The following is a 17,765-nucleotide window of genomic DNA, read 5'->3' as shown; positions in this document are numbered from 1 at the left end:
TGCTAGTTTCCAGTCGCAGCCCTACTATGTGCGCCATGGCCCGACCGCGCAAGCCCTTGCTCAGCACCGACCGCATCGTCGAGACGGCACGCGCGCTGGTGGACGCGGAGGGTCTCGCGGCCGTCTCCACGCGTCGGCTCGCCGCGGAGCTCGGGGTGAGCGGGCCCTCGCTCTACAACCACTTCAGCACCAAGGACGAGATCCTCGAGGCGGTCGCCGACTCGGTGAGTGCGCAGGTCGACCTGTCGATGTTCGAGGACGGCAGGGAGTGGCGGACCGCGCTGCACGACTGGGCCGTCTCCTACCGAAGCGCCCTGCGCGACCACCCGAACATCGTCCCCGTCCTCGCCAGCGGGCCCGGCCGCCGCCCGGCCGGGCTGCGCCTCGCGGACGCGGTGTACGGCGCGATGGTCGACGCCGGCTGGCCGCCCGCGCAGGCCACCTCCATCGGCGCGCTGATGCGGTACTTCATCATGGGCTCCGCGCTCGGCTCCTTCGCCGGGGGCTTCGTGGACGACGAGAGCGCCTACGACCCCGCCGACTACCCCCACCTCGGACAGGCCCACCTGCTCTCGGAACAGCAGGAGAAGATCGACGAGCGGGCCTTCGAGACGGGCCTCACGGCGCTCCTCGACGGGCTGGTGCAGCAGTACGAGCAGGCTCGGCGGACCTCGTAGGACGGTTCGGCGGGCGCCGAAGTGTCCGTGGCGCATGCTGGGACGCATGACCACCAGCGATCCGCAGGCACCGCAGCTGGCCCGGCTCGCCGGGCTGATCGCCGACGAGACGCGGGCTTCGTGTCTGCTGGCACTGCTCGACGGGCGGGCGTGGACCGCCACTGAACTGGCGCGCCACGCGGGGGTCGCCGTGTCGACGGTGAGCGAGCACCTGAGCAAGCTCGTCGCAGGCGGGTTGCTCACCCAGGAACGGCAGGGCCGGCACCGCTACGTCCGCCTCGCCGACGCACGGATCGCCCAGCTGGTCGAGGACCTGGCCGCGCAGGTGAACCCCGGTGAGGTCGTACGGCCGCGGAGTCTGCGGGAGTCGAGCGCCGGGGCGGCGATGGCGCGGGGTCGTACGTGCTACGACCACCTGGCCGGGCGGCTCGGGATCGCGGTCACCGATGCGTTGACGCTGCGCGGACTGCTGCGTCAGGACACGGGGTTCGCGCTGACGGACACGGGGGTGCGGTGGTTCGACACCGCCGGTATCGGGCTTCGGCGCACGGGGCGGCGGCCGTTGGCCCGGGGGTGCCTCGACTGGACCGAGCGGCGGCCGCATCTCGCCGGGGTCGCGGGGGCGGCGTTTTGCCGGCATGCGCTGGACGCGGGGTGGTGTGCGCGGATCGGGTCGGGGCGGGCCGTGAAGGTGACTCCGTCGGGGGAGCGGGTGTTGGGGGAGCTGCTGGGCATTTCGGCGGGGGTGTTGCGGTGAGGTGGGTGGCTACGGGGGTGGGGGGGGTGTGGTGTGCCTGGTGCGGGTGGGTTGAGGGTGGGCGCGCCCACGCGGCGGAGCCGCACATCGATACAGCCCCGCGCCCCTGAAGGGGCGCTGCCAGTGCCGCGTCCGAAAATCGCGAGCCTCGTTCTCCCTCCCCTCCTAGCCTCTGGAGCATGATGAACGTCTCCCCGACCGGGCCCGCCCGCCGTGCTGAACTGCTGGCCGCCGGTGCTGCTGTGGTCACTGTCGTGTTGTGGGCCTCTGCCTTTGTGTCGATCCGCAGTGCGGGGGACGCGTACTCGCCGGGGGCGTTGGCACTCGGTCGGTTGCTGGCCGGGGCGTTGGCGCTGGGGATCATTTGTGTCGTACGGCGGGAAGGGGTGCCGCCGAAGGCCGCCTGGCGGGGGATCGCGATATCCGGGGTGTTGTGGTTCGGCTTCTACATGGTGGCCCTGAACTGGGCCGAGCAGCAGGTGGACGCCGGTACCGCCGCCCTGGTGGTGAACATCGGCCCCGTCCTCATCGCCCTGCTCGGTGCACGGCTGCTCGGGGATCCGATGCCGCCCCGGCTGCTGGCGGGGATGGCGGTGTCGTTCGCGGGGGCCGTGGCGGTCGGGCTGTCGATGTCGGGGGGCGGCGGCTCGTCGGTGCTGGGAGTGGTGCTGTGCCTGCTCGCCGCGGTCGGTTACGCCGCGGGAGTCGTCGCGCAGAAGCCGGCCCTGGGGAGGGCGAGTGCGCTGCAGGTGACGACGTTCGGGTGTCTGGTCGGGGCGGTGGGCTGTCTGCCGTTCGCCGGGCAGCTCGTGAGCGAGGCGGGTCACGCTCCGGCCTCCGCGACCCTCAACATGGTCTATCTGGGCGTGTTCCCCACCGCCCTCGCCTTCACCACCTGGGCGTACGCCCTCGCCCGTACGACCGCAAGCCGCATGGGCGCGACCACGTACGCGGTGCCCGCGCTGGTCGTCCTGATGTCGTGGCTGGCGCTCGGCGAGGTGCCGGGTCTGCTCACGCTGGCGGGCGGTGTGCTGTGCCTGGCGGGTGTGGCGGTGTCGCGGTCCCGGCCGAGGGCCGCCGCCCGGGTCGCGGCGCCGGATCAGGCTCCGGAGCCGCAACCCGAGGGCGCGCCGGAATCAGCGTGAACCCACCCTGCCCGCAAGGACCTTGATGGACAGCAGGGCGATCACCGCGAGGGCGATGATGTAGCCGGAGACCGCCATCGAGGTGCCCGTCGCCTCCAGCAGCAGCACCATCACGAAGGGTGCGAGGCCACCGCCGAGCACCGCCGCGATCTGGTAGCCGAGGGAGGCGCCCGTGTAGCGCATCTCGGGCGTGAACAGCTCGGCGAACAGGGCGGCCTGGGGGCCGTACATGATGCTGAGGAAACAGCCGGCGACGAACGTGCCGACCGCCAGCCACAGCAGTGAGCCCGTGTCGATCAGCAAGAACATCGGTACGGCCCACAGGGCGATGCCGGCCGCGCCGAACGCGTAGATCCGGATGCGGCCGACGCGGTCGGAGAGGGCGGCGGCGGCCGGGATCAGCACGAGCTGGGTGAGGCTGACGCAGAGGGAGACGGTGAGCACCGCGTCCCGCTTCATGCCGAGGTCACGGGTCGTGTAGTCGAGGACTCCGGTGATCAGGATGTAGAACGTCGCGGTGTTCACGGCGAAGGAGCCGCCGGCGAGGAACACGGTGCCGAGGTGCTCGCGCAGGATCGTGCGCAGGGGCGAGTTCTGTTCGGTCTTCTCCTTCTCGGCCAACTCCCGTTCGGCCTGCCGGAATTCGGGGGTCTCCTCGACGTGCCGGTGGATGTACCAGGCGAGGACGAGGACGAACAGGCCGACCAGGAAGGGCAGACGCCAGCCCCAGGCGGCGAACTCGGCGTCGGTGGTGAACGCCCCGGCCAGCAGGAAGACCGTGTTGGCAGTCACCACGCCGATGGGGACGCCGAGTTGGACGAAGCTGCCGTAGACACCGCGCTTGCCCTCGGGGGCGTACTCGGTGGCCAGCAGCATCGCGCCGCCCCACTGCGCGCCGACCGCGACGCCCTGCACGACGCGCAGCAGGACGAGCAGGATCGGGGCGGCGACGCCGATCGTGTCGTACGTCGGGAGCAGGCCGATGCCGGTGGTGGCGACGCCCATGAGCGTGAGCGCGAGGACCAGCATCGGCTTGCGGCCCCGCTTGTCGCCGAGCTGACCCGCGACGATGCCGCCGATCGGGCGGGCCAGGAAGCCGACGGCGAAGGTGGCGAAGGCGGCCAGCACTCCGGCGGTGGAGCTGCCGGCCGGGAAATACAGGTCGCCCAGGACGAGGGCGGCGGCTATGCCGAAGACGAAGTAGTCGTACCACTCGACGGCGGAGGCGAGGGCCGCCGTCGTGGCGACGCGGCGCCGGTTGACCGTGGGGAGGGCGGTCGTTGTGGCGGGGTGAGCGGAGGGGGCCATGTCCATGCGTGCACACTCCGGTGGGTGCGTGGGGACGTTCCCGGGAACATACTGACCAGACGGTATGGGGTCAACGGGTGTGCACGGTGGTTGTACGGGGCACCTGGGGGCTCCACGCCCAGGTGCCCGATCGGCCTGAACGGCCTCGTCCTCAAGCGCCGGACGGGCTGAGAAAACCCGGCCGCTGAAAGGGCCGGCCGGTCAGAAAGTCACCAGCGCCCTGCCGCCCTTCCCCGCCAGCATGTTCTCGAACGCCGCCGGGATCCCGTCCAGGCCGATCCGCTCCGTGACCAGTGCGCCCAGGTCCAGGCGGCCCGCCCGTACGTGTTCGGCCAGGACCGGCAGGTCGGTCGCCGGGTCCGAGTTGCCGTACACGCAGCCGGCCAGGGTCCTGCCCCAGTGGAAGATCTCCAGGGCGTTGAAGGTGACCTGTTGGTCCTTGCCGCCGATGCCGACCACCGTGGTGCGGCCGCCGCGGCGGGTGGAGTCCCAGGCCGTGCGGATCGTCGACGCACGGCCCACGCACTCGATCGCGACGTCGACACCCTGCTTGTCCGTCAGGCCCCGGATCTCGCGGGCCGTCGTCTCGGAGGCGAGGACGTAGTCCGTGGCGCCCGCGCCGCGCGCCAACTCCTCCTTCTCCGGGGAGACATCGACGGCGACGATGCGCGCGGCCCCCGCGATCCGGGCCGCCTGGAGCGCCGCCAGGCCCACTCCCCCGACGCCGTACACGGCGACCGTCTCGCCCGCCCTGACCTGCGCCGAGTGGTGGACGGCGCCGTAGCCGGTGAGGACCGCGCAGCCCAGGAGGGCCGCGTCGGTGAGCGGGATGCCTTCGGGCAGGGGCAGGACACAGCCCGCCGACACGACCGTCTCCTCGGCGAACGCGGCGACGTTCAGGCCGGGGTGGAGGTCACAGCCGTCCGAGGAGCGGTGGGCGTACACGTCGGCGGCGCCGTTCAGGGCGTTGGCGCACAGCCACACCTCGCCGAGCGAACAGGCGTGGCAACTGCCGCAGGACGGAGCCCAGTTGAGGACGACCTCGGCACCGGGCGAGACATGGGTGACGCCTTCGCCGACGGCGACGACCGTGCCGGCGCCCTCGTGGCCGAGGACGGCGGGGACCGGTACCCGCATGGTGCCGTTGGTCAGGGACAGGTCGGAGTGGCACACCCCGGCGGCGGCGAGACGGACGCGGACCTGGCCGGGGCCGGGGTCCGGGAGGTCGATCTCGGTGATCTCCAAGGGGGCGCCCACGGCGGGAAGGACTGCTGCGCGAACCATGGGAAGGCTCCTCAGAACTGAAGGGACTTGGTCTGCAGGTACTCGGACAGGCCGTGCGTGCCGAGTTCGCGGCCGACGCCCGACTGCTTGTAACCGCCGAAGGGGGCAAGGGGGTTGAAGCGGCCGCCGTTGATGTCGACCTGGCCGGTCTCCAGACGGCGGGCGAAGGCCACGGCCTCGGCCTGGTCGCCGGCCCAGACGGCACCCGCGAGGCCGTAGACCGTGCCGTTGGCGATGCGCAGGGCGTCCTCCTCGTCCTCGTAGCGGAGGATGGACAGGACCGGGCCGAAGATCTCCTCCTGGGCGATCGTCATGTCGGGGGTGACGTCGGCGAAGACGGTCGGGGAGACGAAGTAGCCCTGCTCGCGCGGGGATTCGAGGCCGCCGGCGACCAGCCGCGCGCCCTCCGCCACGCCCTTGTCGATGTAACTCCGCACCCGCGCCTGCTGTTTGGCGTTCACCACCGGGCCGATACGGTCGCCGTACTTGGCGGCGGCGGTGGCGGCCAGTTCGACCGCCTCCTCGTACTGGTCGCGGTGCACGAGCATCCGGGTCCAGGCGCTGCACGTCTGGCCGGAGTTGGACATGACGTTGGCGACGCCGACGTTGACCGCCTTGGCCAGGTCGGCGCTCGGCAGGATGACGTTGGCCGACTTGCCGCCCAGCTCCAGGGCGACCTTCTTGATGGCGGCGCCCGCCGTCGCGCCGATCTGTCGGCCGACCGCCGTGGAGCCGGTGAAGGAGACCAGGTCGACGTCCGGGTGCTCGGCGAGGGCCTGGCCGGCGACCGGGCCGAGGCCGGTGACCAGGTTGAACACCCCTGCGGGGACACCCGCCTCGTGGACCGCCTCGGCGAAGAGCTGGGCGACCAGCGGGGTGTCCTCGGCGGGCTTCAGCACCACCGTGCAGCCCGCGGCGAGCGCCGGGGCGACCTTGGCGACGATCTGGTGGAGGGGGTAGTTCCAGGGCGTGATCGCTCCGACCACACCGACCGGCTCCAGGTGGACGGTGGAGTTGCCGGCCTTCTCCTCGAAGGCGTACGTCGCCGCCAGCTCGGCGTACGAGCCCGCGACCGCGATCGGTACGGCGGCATGGACGTTCTGCGAGAACTTCAGGGGCGAGCCGAGCTCGGCGGTGACCGTCTCGGCGATCTCGTCCTGGCGGGCCACGAGGCCGTCCCGGAGGGCGGACAGGCGGGCGGCGCGCTCGGTGGGAGGCGTCGCGGCCCAGGCCGGGAGGGCGGCGCGAGCGGCCCGTACGGCGTGGTCGACGTCCTCGGCGGTACCCGCCGGGACCCGGCCGACGACCTGCTCGTCGACGGGGTTGAGGACCTCGATCGTGTCGCTGCCCGCGGCCGGGCGCCAGGCGCCGTCGATGTACATGCCGTCGTGTGCCTTCATCGTGCTCCTCCGGGGCGGGGTGCGTCGTCCGCGTGACAACCTACCGACAGCCACACAAACTAGCGGCGATAGTTTTCGGACGCCAGACGCCCCCTCGCCAGGGGCGTCGCGGAGAACCACAGGGGCCTCGCGGGCGGCGGGCCCCTACTGCTCCAGGTCCGGCAGCCGTGCCGGGGACGGGCAGATGCGTTCGCCGTGCTGATCGAAGACGAACAGGTGGGCGATGTCGACGAGGAGGGGGACCTGCATGCCGTGGCGGAGTTCGATGTCGGGGGTGGTGCGGACCACCAGGTCGCCCGGGAGGCGGACCTCGGCGGAGGCGGACTCGGCATGGCCGTCCGCCGGGTCGTCCATGACCACCACCGGACCGGCGCGCAGGGCTCCCGCCCGCTCCCGGATGCGCTCCAGGACGGTCGGGCCGCCCTCCCTGCGGCGGCGCCGGGAGGGCCGGGAGGCGGGGTGCGGGGCCTCGAGATCCGGTACGACGGCGGGCTGGGAGCCGGTGTTGAAGTGGACGAGGACCTCGTGACCCTGGAACTCCACGTGCTCCACCAGGCCGGTGATCGGCACCTCGCCGGGCCGGGCGGAGGAGCGCTTGGCGATGCGGACGGCCTCCGAGCGCAGCCCGACGATCACCTCCCGGCCCTGCTGCACGCGCAGCAACTGGTGGTCCAGGGAAAGGGGTTCGGGCAGCCGCAGGTACTGCTTGCCGAGGCTGATGGTCATCGCGCCGTCGAGCGGGGCCCGGACCAGACCGCGCAGCAGGTTGATGCGCGGGGTGCCGATGAAGGCGGCGACAAAGACGTTGCGGGGCAGGGCGTACACCACGCGCGGTGTGCCCAGCTGCTGGAGCACGCCGCCGCGCAGCACGGCGACCCGGTCGCCGAGCGACATGGCCTCGGCCTGGTCGTGGGTGACGTACACCGTGGTGACGCCCAACTCGCGGGTGAGTCTGGAGATTTCGGCCCGCAGGTGGTTGCGCAGCTTGGCGTCGAGGTTGGACAGCGGCTCGTCCATCAGGAAGGCGGAGGGATGGCGGGCGATGGCCCGGCCCATGGCGACGCGCTGGCGTTCGCCGCCGGAGAGCTGGCTGGGGAAGCGGTCGAGGAGGTCCTCGATGCCGAGCATGCGGGCGGTAGCGTCCACGCGGGGGCGCGGGTCCTCGCCGGGGTTCTCGACGCGCAGCGGGAAGCCGATGTTGCCGCGGCTCGTCATGTTCGGATAGAGGGCGAAGTTCTGGAACACCATCGCCATGTTCCGCTCGGACGGGAGCAGGTCGTTGGAGTAGTCGTCGTCCAGCAGCAGCCGGCCCTCCGTGATCTCCTCCAGCCCGGCGATCATTCTGAGCACGGTGGATTTGCCGCAGCCGGAAGGCCCGACCAGCACGAGGAACTCACCGGGCCGGATGTCCAACGACAGCCGGTCCACCACGCGAACGCCTCGCGTGTAGGTCTTGCTCACGTCGTGCAGAGAGATGGCGCGTGTCATGGCACTGCCCCCGGGGGCGTACTCCGCGAAGGTTGATGCTCCGCGGTCGAATGGCCCGTGCGGGTCGTACGGGCTGTGAGTCACGGAAGTTAACGGACCGTGCGCACTCGGGGGAAGACACACGACGGAATCGGGCCCCGCGTTCCGCCCAGCGAGAAAGCGGATGCGCCGATTCAGCCGGTCAGCGGGTCGCGGTCAGATGGGCGAACACGACGACGTTGCTGGTGTAGCCCGTCCTGCGGTTGAACAGTCCGCCGCAGGTGAGCATCCGCAACTCGGGGCGCTTGCTGGGCCCGTAGACCTCCTTGTCGGGGAAGCGGGCCTTGTCGAAGACCCGTACGCGGTCCACGGTGTAGACCGCGGTGCGGCCGTCGGCGCGCCGGGCCTCGATCGTCTTGCCCGCGCGCACCTGCGCGAGGGCGGCGAAGACCGCGGCGCCGGTCCTCGTGTCGCGGTGGCCGACGGCGATGGCGGTGCCGGTTTCGCCGGGCGAGGGCCCGTCCTGGTACCAGCCGACGAGCTTGGGTTTGTCGAGCGGCGGGGTGCCGAGCTGCCGGTCGGCGCCGACCCGCACGCCGATGACCGGCGAGTCGATGCCCAGAGACGGTACGCGCAGGGTGGTCGCCGGCGACCGGGGCAGTGGCCGGGGCGGCGGGGCGGGCTTGGCCGACGGGGTCCGCTCGGCGGCCCGGGGGCGCCCGTCGGCGGCGCCGGGGGCCGGGTCGGCAGGCGCCTCGGCGGGCGCCGGACCCCCGGCCTGGACGGGCGCGACCGGGTGGTGGTGCCCCCCGCACCGGACGACCGTCACCAGGACGGCCACGATCAGGGCCGTCCTGGTGAGGCGGTAGGCGCGGGTCCGGTACCAGGGCCTGCGTCTGCGTCTACGCGGCACCGTGCGAGCGGCGGCGCAGCAGCGTGCGGACGTAGATGGCGCCGCCGACCGCGACCAGCCCGACGCCCGCCGCCGCGCTCAGCGGGGTGTACGCCTGCACGGTGTCGACGAGGCCGCCGCCGCCGGCGTGGACGCCGCCCTTCGGCCCGCCGCCCTCGTGGCCACCCGCGGCGCCGTCCTGGCGGCCGTGGTCCTCGATCGTACGGTTGGGGCCCTGCTGCCCCCTGTCCTGGTCCTGCCTGCTGTGGCAGTCGACAGTGAAGACCTTCACCCTGGGCGGGGCGACCGGCGTGGTGGGCGGAACGGTCGGCGGGATGATCCACTGGAGCGTGTATCTGCCGTCGGCCAGCCCCAGCGTGTCGGTGTGACCGGCGCCGCCGGCGAGGGAGATCGTGCCGCTCACGGTGGCGGCAGTGGGCAGCGGGGGCTGCGCCGTGATGGTGTATTCGACACTCGTCAGCGTGCCGAAGTTCACGGCGTCGAGGTAGAACCTGCAGACGTTGGGGTCGTCCTTCGAGACACCGTAGGGCACCCGCTCATTGTGGATCCTGATGTCGGCACCGTCGCCGGGGGCGGCCACAGCGGCCGACGTCGTGAACCAGGAGGCTCCGGCCGCGGTGAGTACGGTGAGGGCCGCGGCTCCGAGACGGGCGCCGGCGGACGGGGGCATCAAGCTGGGCATGGACGTTCCTCCGAGTCAGACGATTTTCATACAAATCGCTCTTTCACCTGACTCTCTTTCACATCCACGCGGTGCCCTGCGGCAGCTCCGCCCGACGCGCCGTCAGATATCGCTCGACCGGCGCAACGGCGCTCCGGCCGGGCGCCCGTCGGAAGCGGTCCGGGCCACCTGCCCGCCGCCGGGGGCGGCCGGCGCCCGCAGAGCGCTGCCCGCCGAGAGCAACAGCAGGGCCCCGAGCATCACGAACGGTGCCGCCACTCCCGCGACGCCCGCGACCAGCCCCGCGGCGGCGGGCGCGGCGACCTGGCCGAGGCGGTTGCCGGTCAGACGCAGGGCGAGGGCCGTGGAGCGGGCGCCGTCGGGCGCGGCCTGGACGACGGTCGTCATGGACAGCGGCTGGCCGACGCCGAGGCAGAACCCGAGGGCGGCCAGCAGCACGCCGAGCGCCCACACCGGCATCGGCACCGCGACCCCGGCGCACAGCACGGCCGCCAGCAGGCAGGTCACGGTGAGCAGGGCCGGCCGGCCGAGCAGCCGCAGCAGCGGCGTGAGGACCAGGCGGCAGGCGATGGTGGCCCCCGCGCGCAGGCTGAGCAGCACACCGACCACCGACGGCGCGATGCCCCGGTGCTCGCCGACCACCGGCAGATAAGCGGTGAGGACGTCGGTGGCCGACAGCACCGAGAGGCTGATGAGCATGCCGGCGGGCACGCCCCGGGCGCGCAGGATGCCGCCGACCGGGACACGGTCGCCTTGTGCGGTACGGGACTTGACCGCCGTACGGTCCTCGATGCGCCACAGCGAGGTGAACGCGACCGCGGCGCCCGCGCCCGCCACCACGAGGGCCAGCGCGCTGGTGCCCGCCATGTCCGGGCCGCCGATCAGCGCGCCCGCCGCGATCGGGCCGACCAGCTGGCCGAGCGAGGCACCGATGGTGAAGTGGCCGAAGTTGCGGTCCTGTTCGTGCGGGGCGGACTGGCGGGCGACGAGCGACTGGGCGCCGATCACGAAGCAGAGGTGCCCCAGGCCCATCACCCCGCTCCAGACCGCCATCGCCCAGAGGGAGCCCGCCATGCCGCTCAGTGCGCAGCCGCCCGCTATCAGGACCACGCCGACCGGCAGCAGGGGTGCGCAGCGGCCGTGGTCGGTGCGGCGGCCCAGCGGTACGGCGGCGAAGAGCGGGAGAAGGGCGTAGACGCCCGCGATGACGCCGACCGCCCGCTCGTCGGCGCCCAGCGCGAGGGCCCGGTAGGAGACGGCGGGCCGGGCCATCGACACCGCCCCCTGCGCGAAGCCGAAGGCGATGACGAGGCGGAGCAGCCAGCCGCGGTTCCCACCGGGCCTCATGGTGAAGTCCTCCTGAGTTCCCTGGTCCGGCCGAACTCCCCTGTCCGGCCGAACTCCCTTGTCCGGAAGGTCAGATGATGCCGAACAGGATTCCTGCCCCCAGGATCACGAGTGAGGTGAGCAGGGCCCACTTCACCACGAACCTGGTGTGGTCGCCGAACTCGACCTTGGCCATGCCGACCAGGACGTACACGGCCGGGACGAGCGGGCTCGACATGTGCAGCGGCTGGGCGATGAGGGAGGCGCGGGCGATCTCCAGCGAGGAGACCCCGTGGGCCTGGCCGGCCTCGGCGAGCACCGGGAGGATGCCGAAGTAGAAGCCGTCGTTCGACATGAAATACGTGAGCGGGATGCTCAGGATGCCGGTGACGAAGGCCATGTGCGGGCCCATGCCGTCGGGGACGTTGTCGACGAGCCACTTGGCCATGTGGTCGACCATGCCGGTGCCCTGCAGGACGCCGGTGAAGACGGCGGCGGCGAAGACCATGCCGGAGACGTTCAGAACGTTCTCGGCGTGCGCGCCGAGGCGGGCCTTCTGGTCGGGCATGTGCGGGAAGTTGACGGTGAGCGCGGTCGCGGCGCCGAGCAGGAACAGCACCGGGATCGGCAGCCACTCCATGATCATGGCGGTGAGAAGGACCACCGTGAGCAGCGCGTTGAACCAGTACAGCTTGGGGCGCAGGGTGGCCCGGTGGGGGTCGAGGCCCTGGAAGCCCTCGTCCTCGTCGTCGTCCGCGGCAGGGGCGTCCGTGCCGGAGCCCGAACCGCCGGTGGTGCGCTTGGCGTCCTTGCCCGAACCCGAACCCGAGCCGGCGCCCACGAGGACCGTCTCGGTCTCCTTCTCCTCGACCAGCACCTCGTCCAGCGTCAGCACGCCGAGCCGCTTGCGCTCGCGGCGCCCGAGGACGTACGAGAGGGCGATCACGAACACCAGGCCCATGGCGAGCGCCGGGATCATCGGGACGAAGATGTCGCTCGCGTCGAGCTTGAGCGCGGTGGCGGCGCGGGCGGTCGGGCCGCCCCACGGCAGGGTGTTCATCACGCCGTTGGCCATGGCGGCGACACCGGTCATCACGACCAGGCTCATCTTCAGGCGCTTGTACAGCGGGTACATCGCCGAGACGGTGATCATGAAGGTGGTGGAGCCGTCGCCGTCGAGCGAGACGATCGCGGCGAGCAGGGCCGTACCGACGACGATGCGGACCGGGTCGGCCTTGCAGAACTTCAGGATTCCCCGAACGATCGGGTCGAAGAGGCCGACATCGATCATCACACCGAAGTAGACGATCGCGAACATGAGCATCGCCGCGGTGGGGGCGAGGCTGGTGACGCCGTCGATGACGTAGTCGCCGAGCTTGGCGCCCTTACCGACGAAGACACAGAACAGTGCCGGGATCAGCACGAGCGCCGCGATCGGCGACATCTTCTTCAGCATGATCAGGACCAGGAAGGTCGCGATCATGGCGAAGCCGAGGATGGTCAGCATGAGTGGATACCTAACGTTCGCCCTTGAACATCCCACCGGGGCAGGCGGTCCGATGACGTTAGGTCCGTTCAAACGGCGTTAACAAGACGTTGACGCGCGAGCAATAAGCGCAATACTCCAGGTCAGGGCTTTGCTCAGGTCAGCGGCATGACCATTTCGGCCGCCGGGGTGATTTCCACCGGCACTCCGTTGAGGACAGCGTTGCCAGAGAGCGGGTCGAGCAGGCTGCCGTCGAGGAGCTGGTTGACGTTGACGCCGGGGTCGGTGGCGGCGTGGCTCATCCGGGTGCCGGGCCGGTTGTGGCCCCATCCGTGCGGCAGGCTCACCACGCCCGGGCGCACCCCGTCGGTGACCTCCGCGGGGGCGGTCACCTCTCCCCCGGCGCCCTTCACGCGCACGGCGGCCCCGTCCCGCACTCCGAGCCGCTCGGCGTCCTCGGGGTGGATGTGCAGGGTGCAGCGGTTGGTGCCACCGGTGAGGGCGGGGACGTTGTGCATCCAGCTGTTGTTGGAGCGCAGGTGCCGGCGGCCGACGAGGACGAGTCCGTCGGGGAGCTCGTCCAGGGCACACCTCAGCCTGGGCAGGTCGTCGGCGATCGGCTGCGGCAGCAGCTCGACCTTGCCGCTCCTGGTCTTCAGCGGCTGCGGGAGGCGGGACCTCAGCGGCCCGAGGTCGATGCCGTGCGGGTGCGCGAGCATGCGCTCCAGGCTCAGCCCGTCCGGCCGTACGCCGAAGCCGTCGCCGTAGGGGCCCAGGCGCACCATCATGTCGAGCCGCCGCTCGGGACCGCTCACGCCGGTGAGCTGTGCGGCGACCTCCTTCGGGTCGCGGCCGTGCACCGGGGAATGCGGATCCTTGACCGCCTTGCCGAGGGTCTGGCCGATGACCAGCTCGTCGACGGCCGACGGGTCGGTGCCGTGCATGCCGGTCGCCGCCAGGGTCAGCCGGGCGAGGATCTCGGTCTCGGCCATGCGGCCGGGCTCCAGGGGTACGGCGGGGCGGTTGTAGCGGACCTGGTTGCGCACGGCGAGGGTGTTGAAGGCGAAGTCGTGGTGCGGGCTCTGGGAGGGCGGGGGCGGCGGCAGGACGACGTGCGCGTGGCGCGAGGTCTCGTTGAGGTAGGGGTCGACGCTGACCATGAAGTCCAGGGAGTCCAGGGCCTTGTCGAGCCGGTCGCCGTCGGGCGCGGACAGCACGGGGTTGGCGGCGACGGCGATGAGGGCACGGACCGGTTCGCCCTCCGTTGTCGCGGTGTCGATCTCCTCGGCGAGCGCGGAGAGCGGCAACTCACCCTTGGCCTCGGGATGTTGGCTCACCCGGGAGTGCCAGCGGCCGAGCGTGAAGCCGTGGCTCGGGCCGGCCGGGCGGGGCGTCCGGTCGGTGGCCGCCTGCGGGAAGAGGGCACCGCCGGGACGGTCGAGGTTGCCGGTGAGGATGTTCAGGACGTCGACCAGCCAGCTGCCGAGGGTGCCGTACGGAACGGTGCAGCTGCCGATGCGGCCGTATACGGCGGCGGTGGGTGCGGCGGCGAGTTCGCGGGCGAGGGCGCGCGTCACGCCGGCGTCCACGTCGCAGGCCGCGGCGACGGCCTCGGGAGTGAAGTCCCGTACCGCTTCGCGCAGTTCGTCGAGGCCCTGGAGGTGCGGGGTCAACTCCCCCGGATCCACGAGGCCTTCCTCGAACAGGACGTACGTCATCGCCGCGAGGAGGAGCGCGTCGGTGCCGGGGCGGATCGCGAGGTGCCGGTCGGCGAGCTTGGCGGTGCGGGTGCGGCGCGGGTCGATGACGGTGAGGGTGCCGCCGCGGGCCTTGAGGGCCTTGAGCTTGCCCGGGAAGTCGGGGGCGGTGCACAGACTCCCGTTGGACTCAAGGGGGTTGGCACCGATGAGGAGCAGATGGTCGGTGTGGTCCAGGTCCGGCACGGGGATGGCGTTGGCATCGCCGTAGAGCAGTCCGCTGGAGACGTGCTTGGGCATCTGGTCGACCGTGGACGCGGTGAAGACGCTGCGGGTGCCGAGGCCGGCGAGCAGCACCGGCGGGTAGAGGGCGCCGGCCATGGTGTGCACGTTGGGGTTGCCGAGGACGACGCCGACGGAGTTCGGGCCGTACCGCTCGACGACCGGGCGCAGGCCGGCGGCGACGGCGTCGAAGGCCTCCGCCCAGGTGGCCTCGCGCAGCTCGCCGTCCTTGCGCACGAGCGGGGTGCGCAGCCGGTCGGGGTCGCCGTCGACGGCGCCGAAGGACGCTCCCTTGGGACAGATGAACCCCTTGCTGAACACGTCCTCGCGATCACCGCGGGCACCGGTGACACGGGTCCCCTCGATGGTGAGGGTCAGCCCGCAGGTGGCCTCGCACAGAGGGCAGATACGCAGGGCGGTGCGGGACACGGGTCCTCCCGGTGGGCGACGACGGTGACGCTCGTGCGACCGAGCATACCGACCGGTATGGACGGAGGGGAGGCCTCTTCGGGGGTGAGGTCGGAAATCCGCGAGCCGTGGCGCGCGGGCGGCTCTCAGTCCAGCACCCGCGCCAGATACGCCCGCAGCAGCTCCCGCGCCTCCTCGATGATCTTCGCGTCGCCGTCGGGCGCCACCCTGAAGGCCAGGTGGACCAGGGTGTCGGCGGTCTCCACGGCGATGAGGAAGGTGCGGCGCAGATCGTCGTCCGGCTCCCGGTCGAGATGGCCGGAGAGCAGGCCGGTGAGGCGGTCGGCGACGCGGTGGTTGGGTTCGGCACTGCGGGCGCCGACCGGGATCTGGTTGCCGAAGTCGACGAGGGAGAAGCCGGGCGCCGTGCGCTTCATGGCCAGGTACTCGTCGAGGACGGCGTCCATCGCCGAGCGCCAGCCACCCTCGCCCGCCGACCCCAGCCGCGCGGTGACCTGCTCGGTGAAGCGTTCGAGGTTGCGCTGCGCGAGCGCGTCGGCCATCTGCCGCTTGTTGCCGAAGAATCGGTAGACCGAGCCGATGGGGACTCCGGCGCGCAGGGCCACGGCCCGGGTACTCAGAGCGTCGTAGCCGACCTCGTCGAGGAGGTCGGCGCAGGCGTCGAGAATCCTGGTGAGCCGTTCTGCACTGCGTCGCTGCACGGGGGCTCGGCGTAGCGATGTCGCGTGGGGCACGGGCTTCATGATGCCTCTCCGGCGCGGCCAGGAGAACCTCGCCCCCCGGTACGCGAATAGGTGTCAGGTGCACTCAGTGCGGTCGTGTCCGCGGTGGCTCCCGGCGTCCCCGCCGCCTCCGACGCGGTGATGTCGGCCGTGCTCTCGACGGGGTCGCCCTTCACGGCCCACACGGTGCCGTCGTCGGCGTACAGCCGGGCGGTGACGTGGTGGGTGCCGCGCGGGACGAGCTTGGCGGGGAGGCGGTACGTGAGGCCGCGGAGCCGGGCGACGAGGCGGTCGTCGACGAAGAGGTAGGCGACGCCCCGGCCTGCCACCGCCCGCGGCTTGGCGCCGCCGGGAGAGAAGCGGAAGTTGTGGACGGTCAGGCGGACGTCCCAGGTGTCGTGGACGTCCGGCTGCACCTCGATGCCGACCTCGGGCGCGCCCTTCTTCTCCACCTCGCGGTAGTGCCGCCCCTCCTTGTCCGTGTCGTCCAGGAGCTTGCCCACCGGCGAGGACGACTCCCCGTTCTTCCCGCCCGTCCCTTCGTGCGCATCACTGGAGCCGCAGCTCGCGGATCCGGTCAGCAGCAGGACACAGACCGCGAGCGCGGCAAGGAGGCCCCGCGTCCACGACATGCCCGGGAGACTAGAACACCGGTCCGACAGCCGGATCCCCCTGGAGTCTGGTTCTCGTTCCTCCCTGGTGAGGAGGTCCGGTGGCCCCCTTGCGCGCGGGAAACCGCAATCCTACGGTGATGCATAGGAATAGGACCGCATCAGTGCGCAAGGGAGCGATCATGAGCGATGGGGGTGCCTCCCGCGCGAGCGGGTTCGAGCGTGAGGGAGCGCGCAAGACGGCCGAGGGGCTGACCTACCTCTCCGGCTTCGGCAACGAGCACAGCTCCGAGGCCGTGCCCGGCGCCCTGCCCGAGGGCCGCAACTCGCCGCAGCGCGCTCCTCTCGGGCTGTACCCGGAACAGCTCAGCGGTACGGCGTTCACCGAGCCGCGGGCCCACAACCGCCGCTCCTGGCTCTACCGCATCCGCCCGTCGGCCGCGCACCCGGCGTTCACGCGCACGGACAACGGCGCGATCCGTACGGCCCCGTTCACCGAATCGGTGCCCGACCCGAACCGCCTGCGCTGGAACCCGCTCCCCGCGCCGCCGGCCGGCACGGACTTCCTCGCGGGCCTGTGGACCCTGGGCGGCAACGGCGACGCGACCCAGCGCACCGGCATGGCGGTGCACCTGTATCACGCGGACTCCTCGATGGACCGCGTCTTCAGCGACGCGGACGGCGAACTGCTGATCGTCCCGGAGCACGGCGGGCTGCTGCTGCGCACCGAGTTCGGGCTGCTACATGTGGAGCCGGGACATGTGGCGCTGATTCCTCGTGGGGTGCGCCTCCGTGTGGAGCTCCTGGACGCTGGGTCCGATGGCGGGCAGAGCCCGACCGCCCGCGGTTATGTGTGCGAGAACTACGGCGCTCCCTTCCAGCTCCCCGACCTCGGCCCGATCGGCGCCAACGGCCTCGCCAATGCTCGCGACTTCCAGGCTCCTGTCGCCGCGTACGAGGACGTCGAGGGCCCGGTGGAGGTGGTGAACAAGTTCTGCGGCAACCTCTGGACGGCCACGTACGAACACTCGCCGCTCGACGTGGTCGCCTGGCACGGCAACCATGTGCCGTACGTCTACGACCTGCGCCGCTTCAACGTCATCGGCACCATCTCCTACGACCACCCCGACCCGTCGATCTTCACGGTGCTGACGTCCCCGTCGGACACCCCGGGCCTGGCCGGCGTCGACTTCGTGGTCTTCGCGCCGCGCTGGCTGGTGGGCGAGGACACCTTCCGGCCGCCGTACTTCCACCGGAACGTGATGAGCGAGTACATGGGCCTGATCGAGGGCGCGTACGACGCGAAGACGGCCGGAAAGGGAGGCTTCGTCCCGGGCGGCGGTTCGCTGCACAACATGATGTCGGCGCACGGTCCGGACCGGGAGACGTTCGACCGGGCGAGCGCGGCCGAGCTGAAGCCGCAGAGGGTGGACGACGGTCTGGCGTTCATGTTCGAGACGCGCTGGCCGGTGACGCTCACCCCGCACGCGGCGCACGCGGACCACCTGCAGCAGCGCTACGACGACGTCTGGCAGGGCCTCGAGCGGCACTTCCGCCCCTTGCACTGAAGATTCACTAC

15 protein-coding genes are annotated in these 17,765 nt (G+C 71.7%); 4 read left to right on the top strand and 11 right to left on the bottom strand.

Annotated features, from left to right (window positions below):
* Positions 1-35 precede the first annotated feature (35 nt).
* From OG303_RS39060 to OG303_RS39050, 3 genes are all read left to right on the top strand, one after another.
* Positions 36-677 (top strand): TetR/AcrR family transcriptional regulator, encoded by a 642-nt coding sequence (locus OG303_RS39060; RefSeq protein ID WP_405874567.1) that lies wholly within the window; start codon positions 36-38, stop codon positions 675-677.
* A gap of 46 nt (positions 678-723) precedes the next feature.
* Positions 724-1,434, top strand: a complete 711-nt coding sequence (locus OG303_RS39055) for an ArsR/SmtB family transcription factor (protein ID WP_405874566.1) — start codon at positions 724-726, stop codon at positions 1,432-1,434.
* 179 nt (positions 1,435-1,613) lie between these two features.
* Entirely contained in the window at positions 1,614-2,579 is a 966-nt protein-coding gene (locus OG303_RS39050; RefSeq protein WP_405874565.1) for a DMT family transporter, read from the top strand.
* Here OG303_RS39050 and OG303_RS39045 read toward each other — a convergent pair.
* From OG303_RS39045 to OG303_RS38995, 11 genes are all read right to left on the bottom strand, one after another.
* The gene (locus OG303_RS39045; protein ID WP_405874564.1) at positions 2,571-3,893 is read right to left on the bottom strand and encodes an MFS transporter; all 1,323 of its coding nucleotides are present in this window, start codon (positions 3,891-3,893) and stop codon (positions 2,571-2,573) included. The two genes, OG303_RS39050 and OG303_RS39045, sit on opposite strands and share 9 nt — an antisense overlap.
* Before the next feature lie 195 nt (positions 3,894-4,088).
* The gene (locus OG303_RS39040) at positions 4,089-5,171 is read right to left on the bottom strand and encodes a zinc-binding dehydrogenase (RefSeq protein ID WP_405874563.1); all 1,083 of its coding nucleotides are present in this window, start codon (positions 5,169-5,171) and stop codon (positions 4,089-4,091) included.
* 11 nt (positions 5,172-5,182) lie between these two features.
* Positions 5,183-6,571 carry an aldehyde dehydrogenase family protein gene (locus tag OG303_RS39035; protein ID WP_405874562.1) on the bottom strand — a complete coding sequence of 463 codons (1,389 nt, stop codon included), beginning with the start codon at positions 6,569-6,571 and terminating at the stop codon, positions 5,183-5,185.
* Positions 6,572-6,715: 144 nt separating this feature from the next.
* Positions 6,716-8,059 (bottom strand): ABC transporter ATP-binding protein, encoded by a 1,344-nt coding sequence (locus OG303_RS39030; RefSeq protein WP_405874561.1) that lies wholly within the window; start codon positions 8,057-8,059, stop codon positions 6,716-6,718.
* A 181-nt stretch (positions 8,060-8,240) separates the two neighbouring features.
* Entirely contained in the window at positions 8,241-8,951 is a 711-nt protein-coding gene (locus tag OG303_RS39025) for a class F sortase (protein WP_405874560.1), read from the bottom strand.
* On the bottom strand, positions 8,941-9,633 hold the full coding sequence (locus tag OG303_RS39020; RefSeq protein WP_405874558.1) for a hypothetical protein: 693 nt from the start codon (positions 9,631-9,633) through the stop codon (positions 8,941-8,943). The genes OG303_RS39025 and OG303_RS39020 overlap by 11 nt, the downstream gene beginning before the upstream one ends.
* 102 nt (positions 9,634-9,735) lie before the next feature.
* A complete protein-coding gene (locus OG303_RS39015; protein ID WP_405874557.1) occupies positions 9,736-10,980 on the bottom strand; it encodes an MFS transporter in 1,245 nt (414 codons plus the stop codon).
* 70 nt (positions 10,981-11,050) lie between these two features.
* On the bottom strand, positions 11,051-12,466 hold the full coding sequence (locus OG303_RS39010; RefSeq protein WP_405874556.1) for a CitMHS family transporter: 1,416 nt from the start codon (positions 12,464-12,466) through the stop codon (positions 11,051-11,053).
* Positions 12,467-12,600: 134 nt separating this feature from the next.
* Positions 12,601-14,853 (bottom strand): molybdopterin oxidoreductase family protein, encoded by a 2,253-nt coding sequence (locus OG303_RS39005; RefSeq protein ID WP_405874554.1) that lies wholly within the window; start codon positions 14,851-14,853, stop codon positions 12,601-12,603.
* 125 nt (positions 14,854-14,978) lie between these two features.
* Positions 14,979-15,596 (bottom strand): TetR family transcriptional regulator, encoded by a 618-nt coding sequence (locus OG303_RS39000; protein WP_405874552.1) that lies wholly within the window; start codon positions 15,594-15,596, stop codon positions 14,979-14,981.
* Entirely contained in the window at positions 15,593-16,207 is a 615-nt protein-coding gene (locus OG303_RS38995; protein ID WP_405874551.1) for a hypothetical protein, read from the bottom strand. The genes OG303_RS39000 and OG303_RS38995 overlap by 4 nt, the downstream gene beginning before the upstream one ends.
* A 161-nt stretch (positions 16,208-16,368) precedes the next feature.
* On the opposite strand from OG303_RS38995, the gene hmgA reads away from it, so the two are divergent.
* Positions 16,369-17,754, top strand: a complete 1,386-nt coding sequence (hmgA, locus tag OG303_RS38990; RefSeq protein ID WP_405874549.1) for a homogentisate 1,2-dioxygenase — start codon at positions 16,369-16,371, stop codon at positions 17,752-17,754.
* The last annotated feature ends 11 nt before the right edge of the window (positions 17,755-17,765 follow it).

The organism is Streptomyces sp. NBC_00005, from assembly GCF_045160215.1.
Taxonomy (GTDB): domain Bacteria; phylum Actinomycetota; class Actinomycetes; order Streptomycetales; family Streptomycetaceae; genus Streptomyces.
The sequence above is the reverse complement of the archived record's forward strand: the minus strand, read 5'-3'. Positions and strand labels throughout refer to the sequence as shown.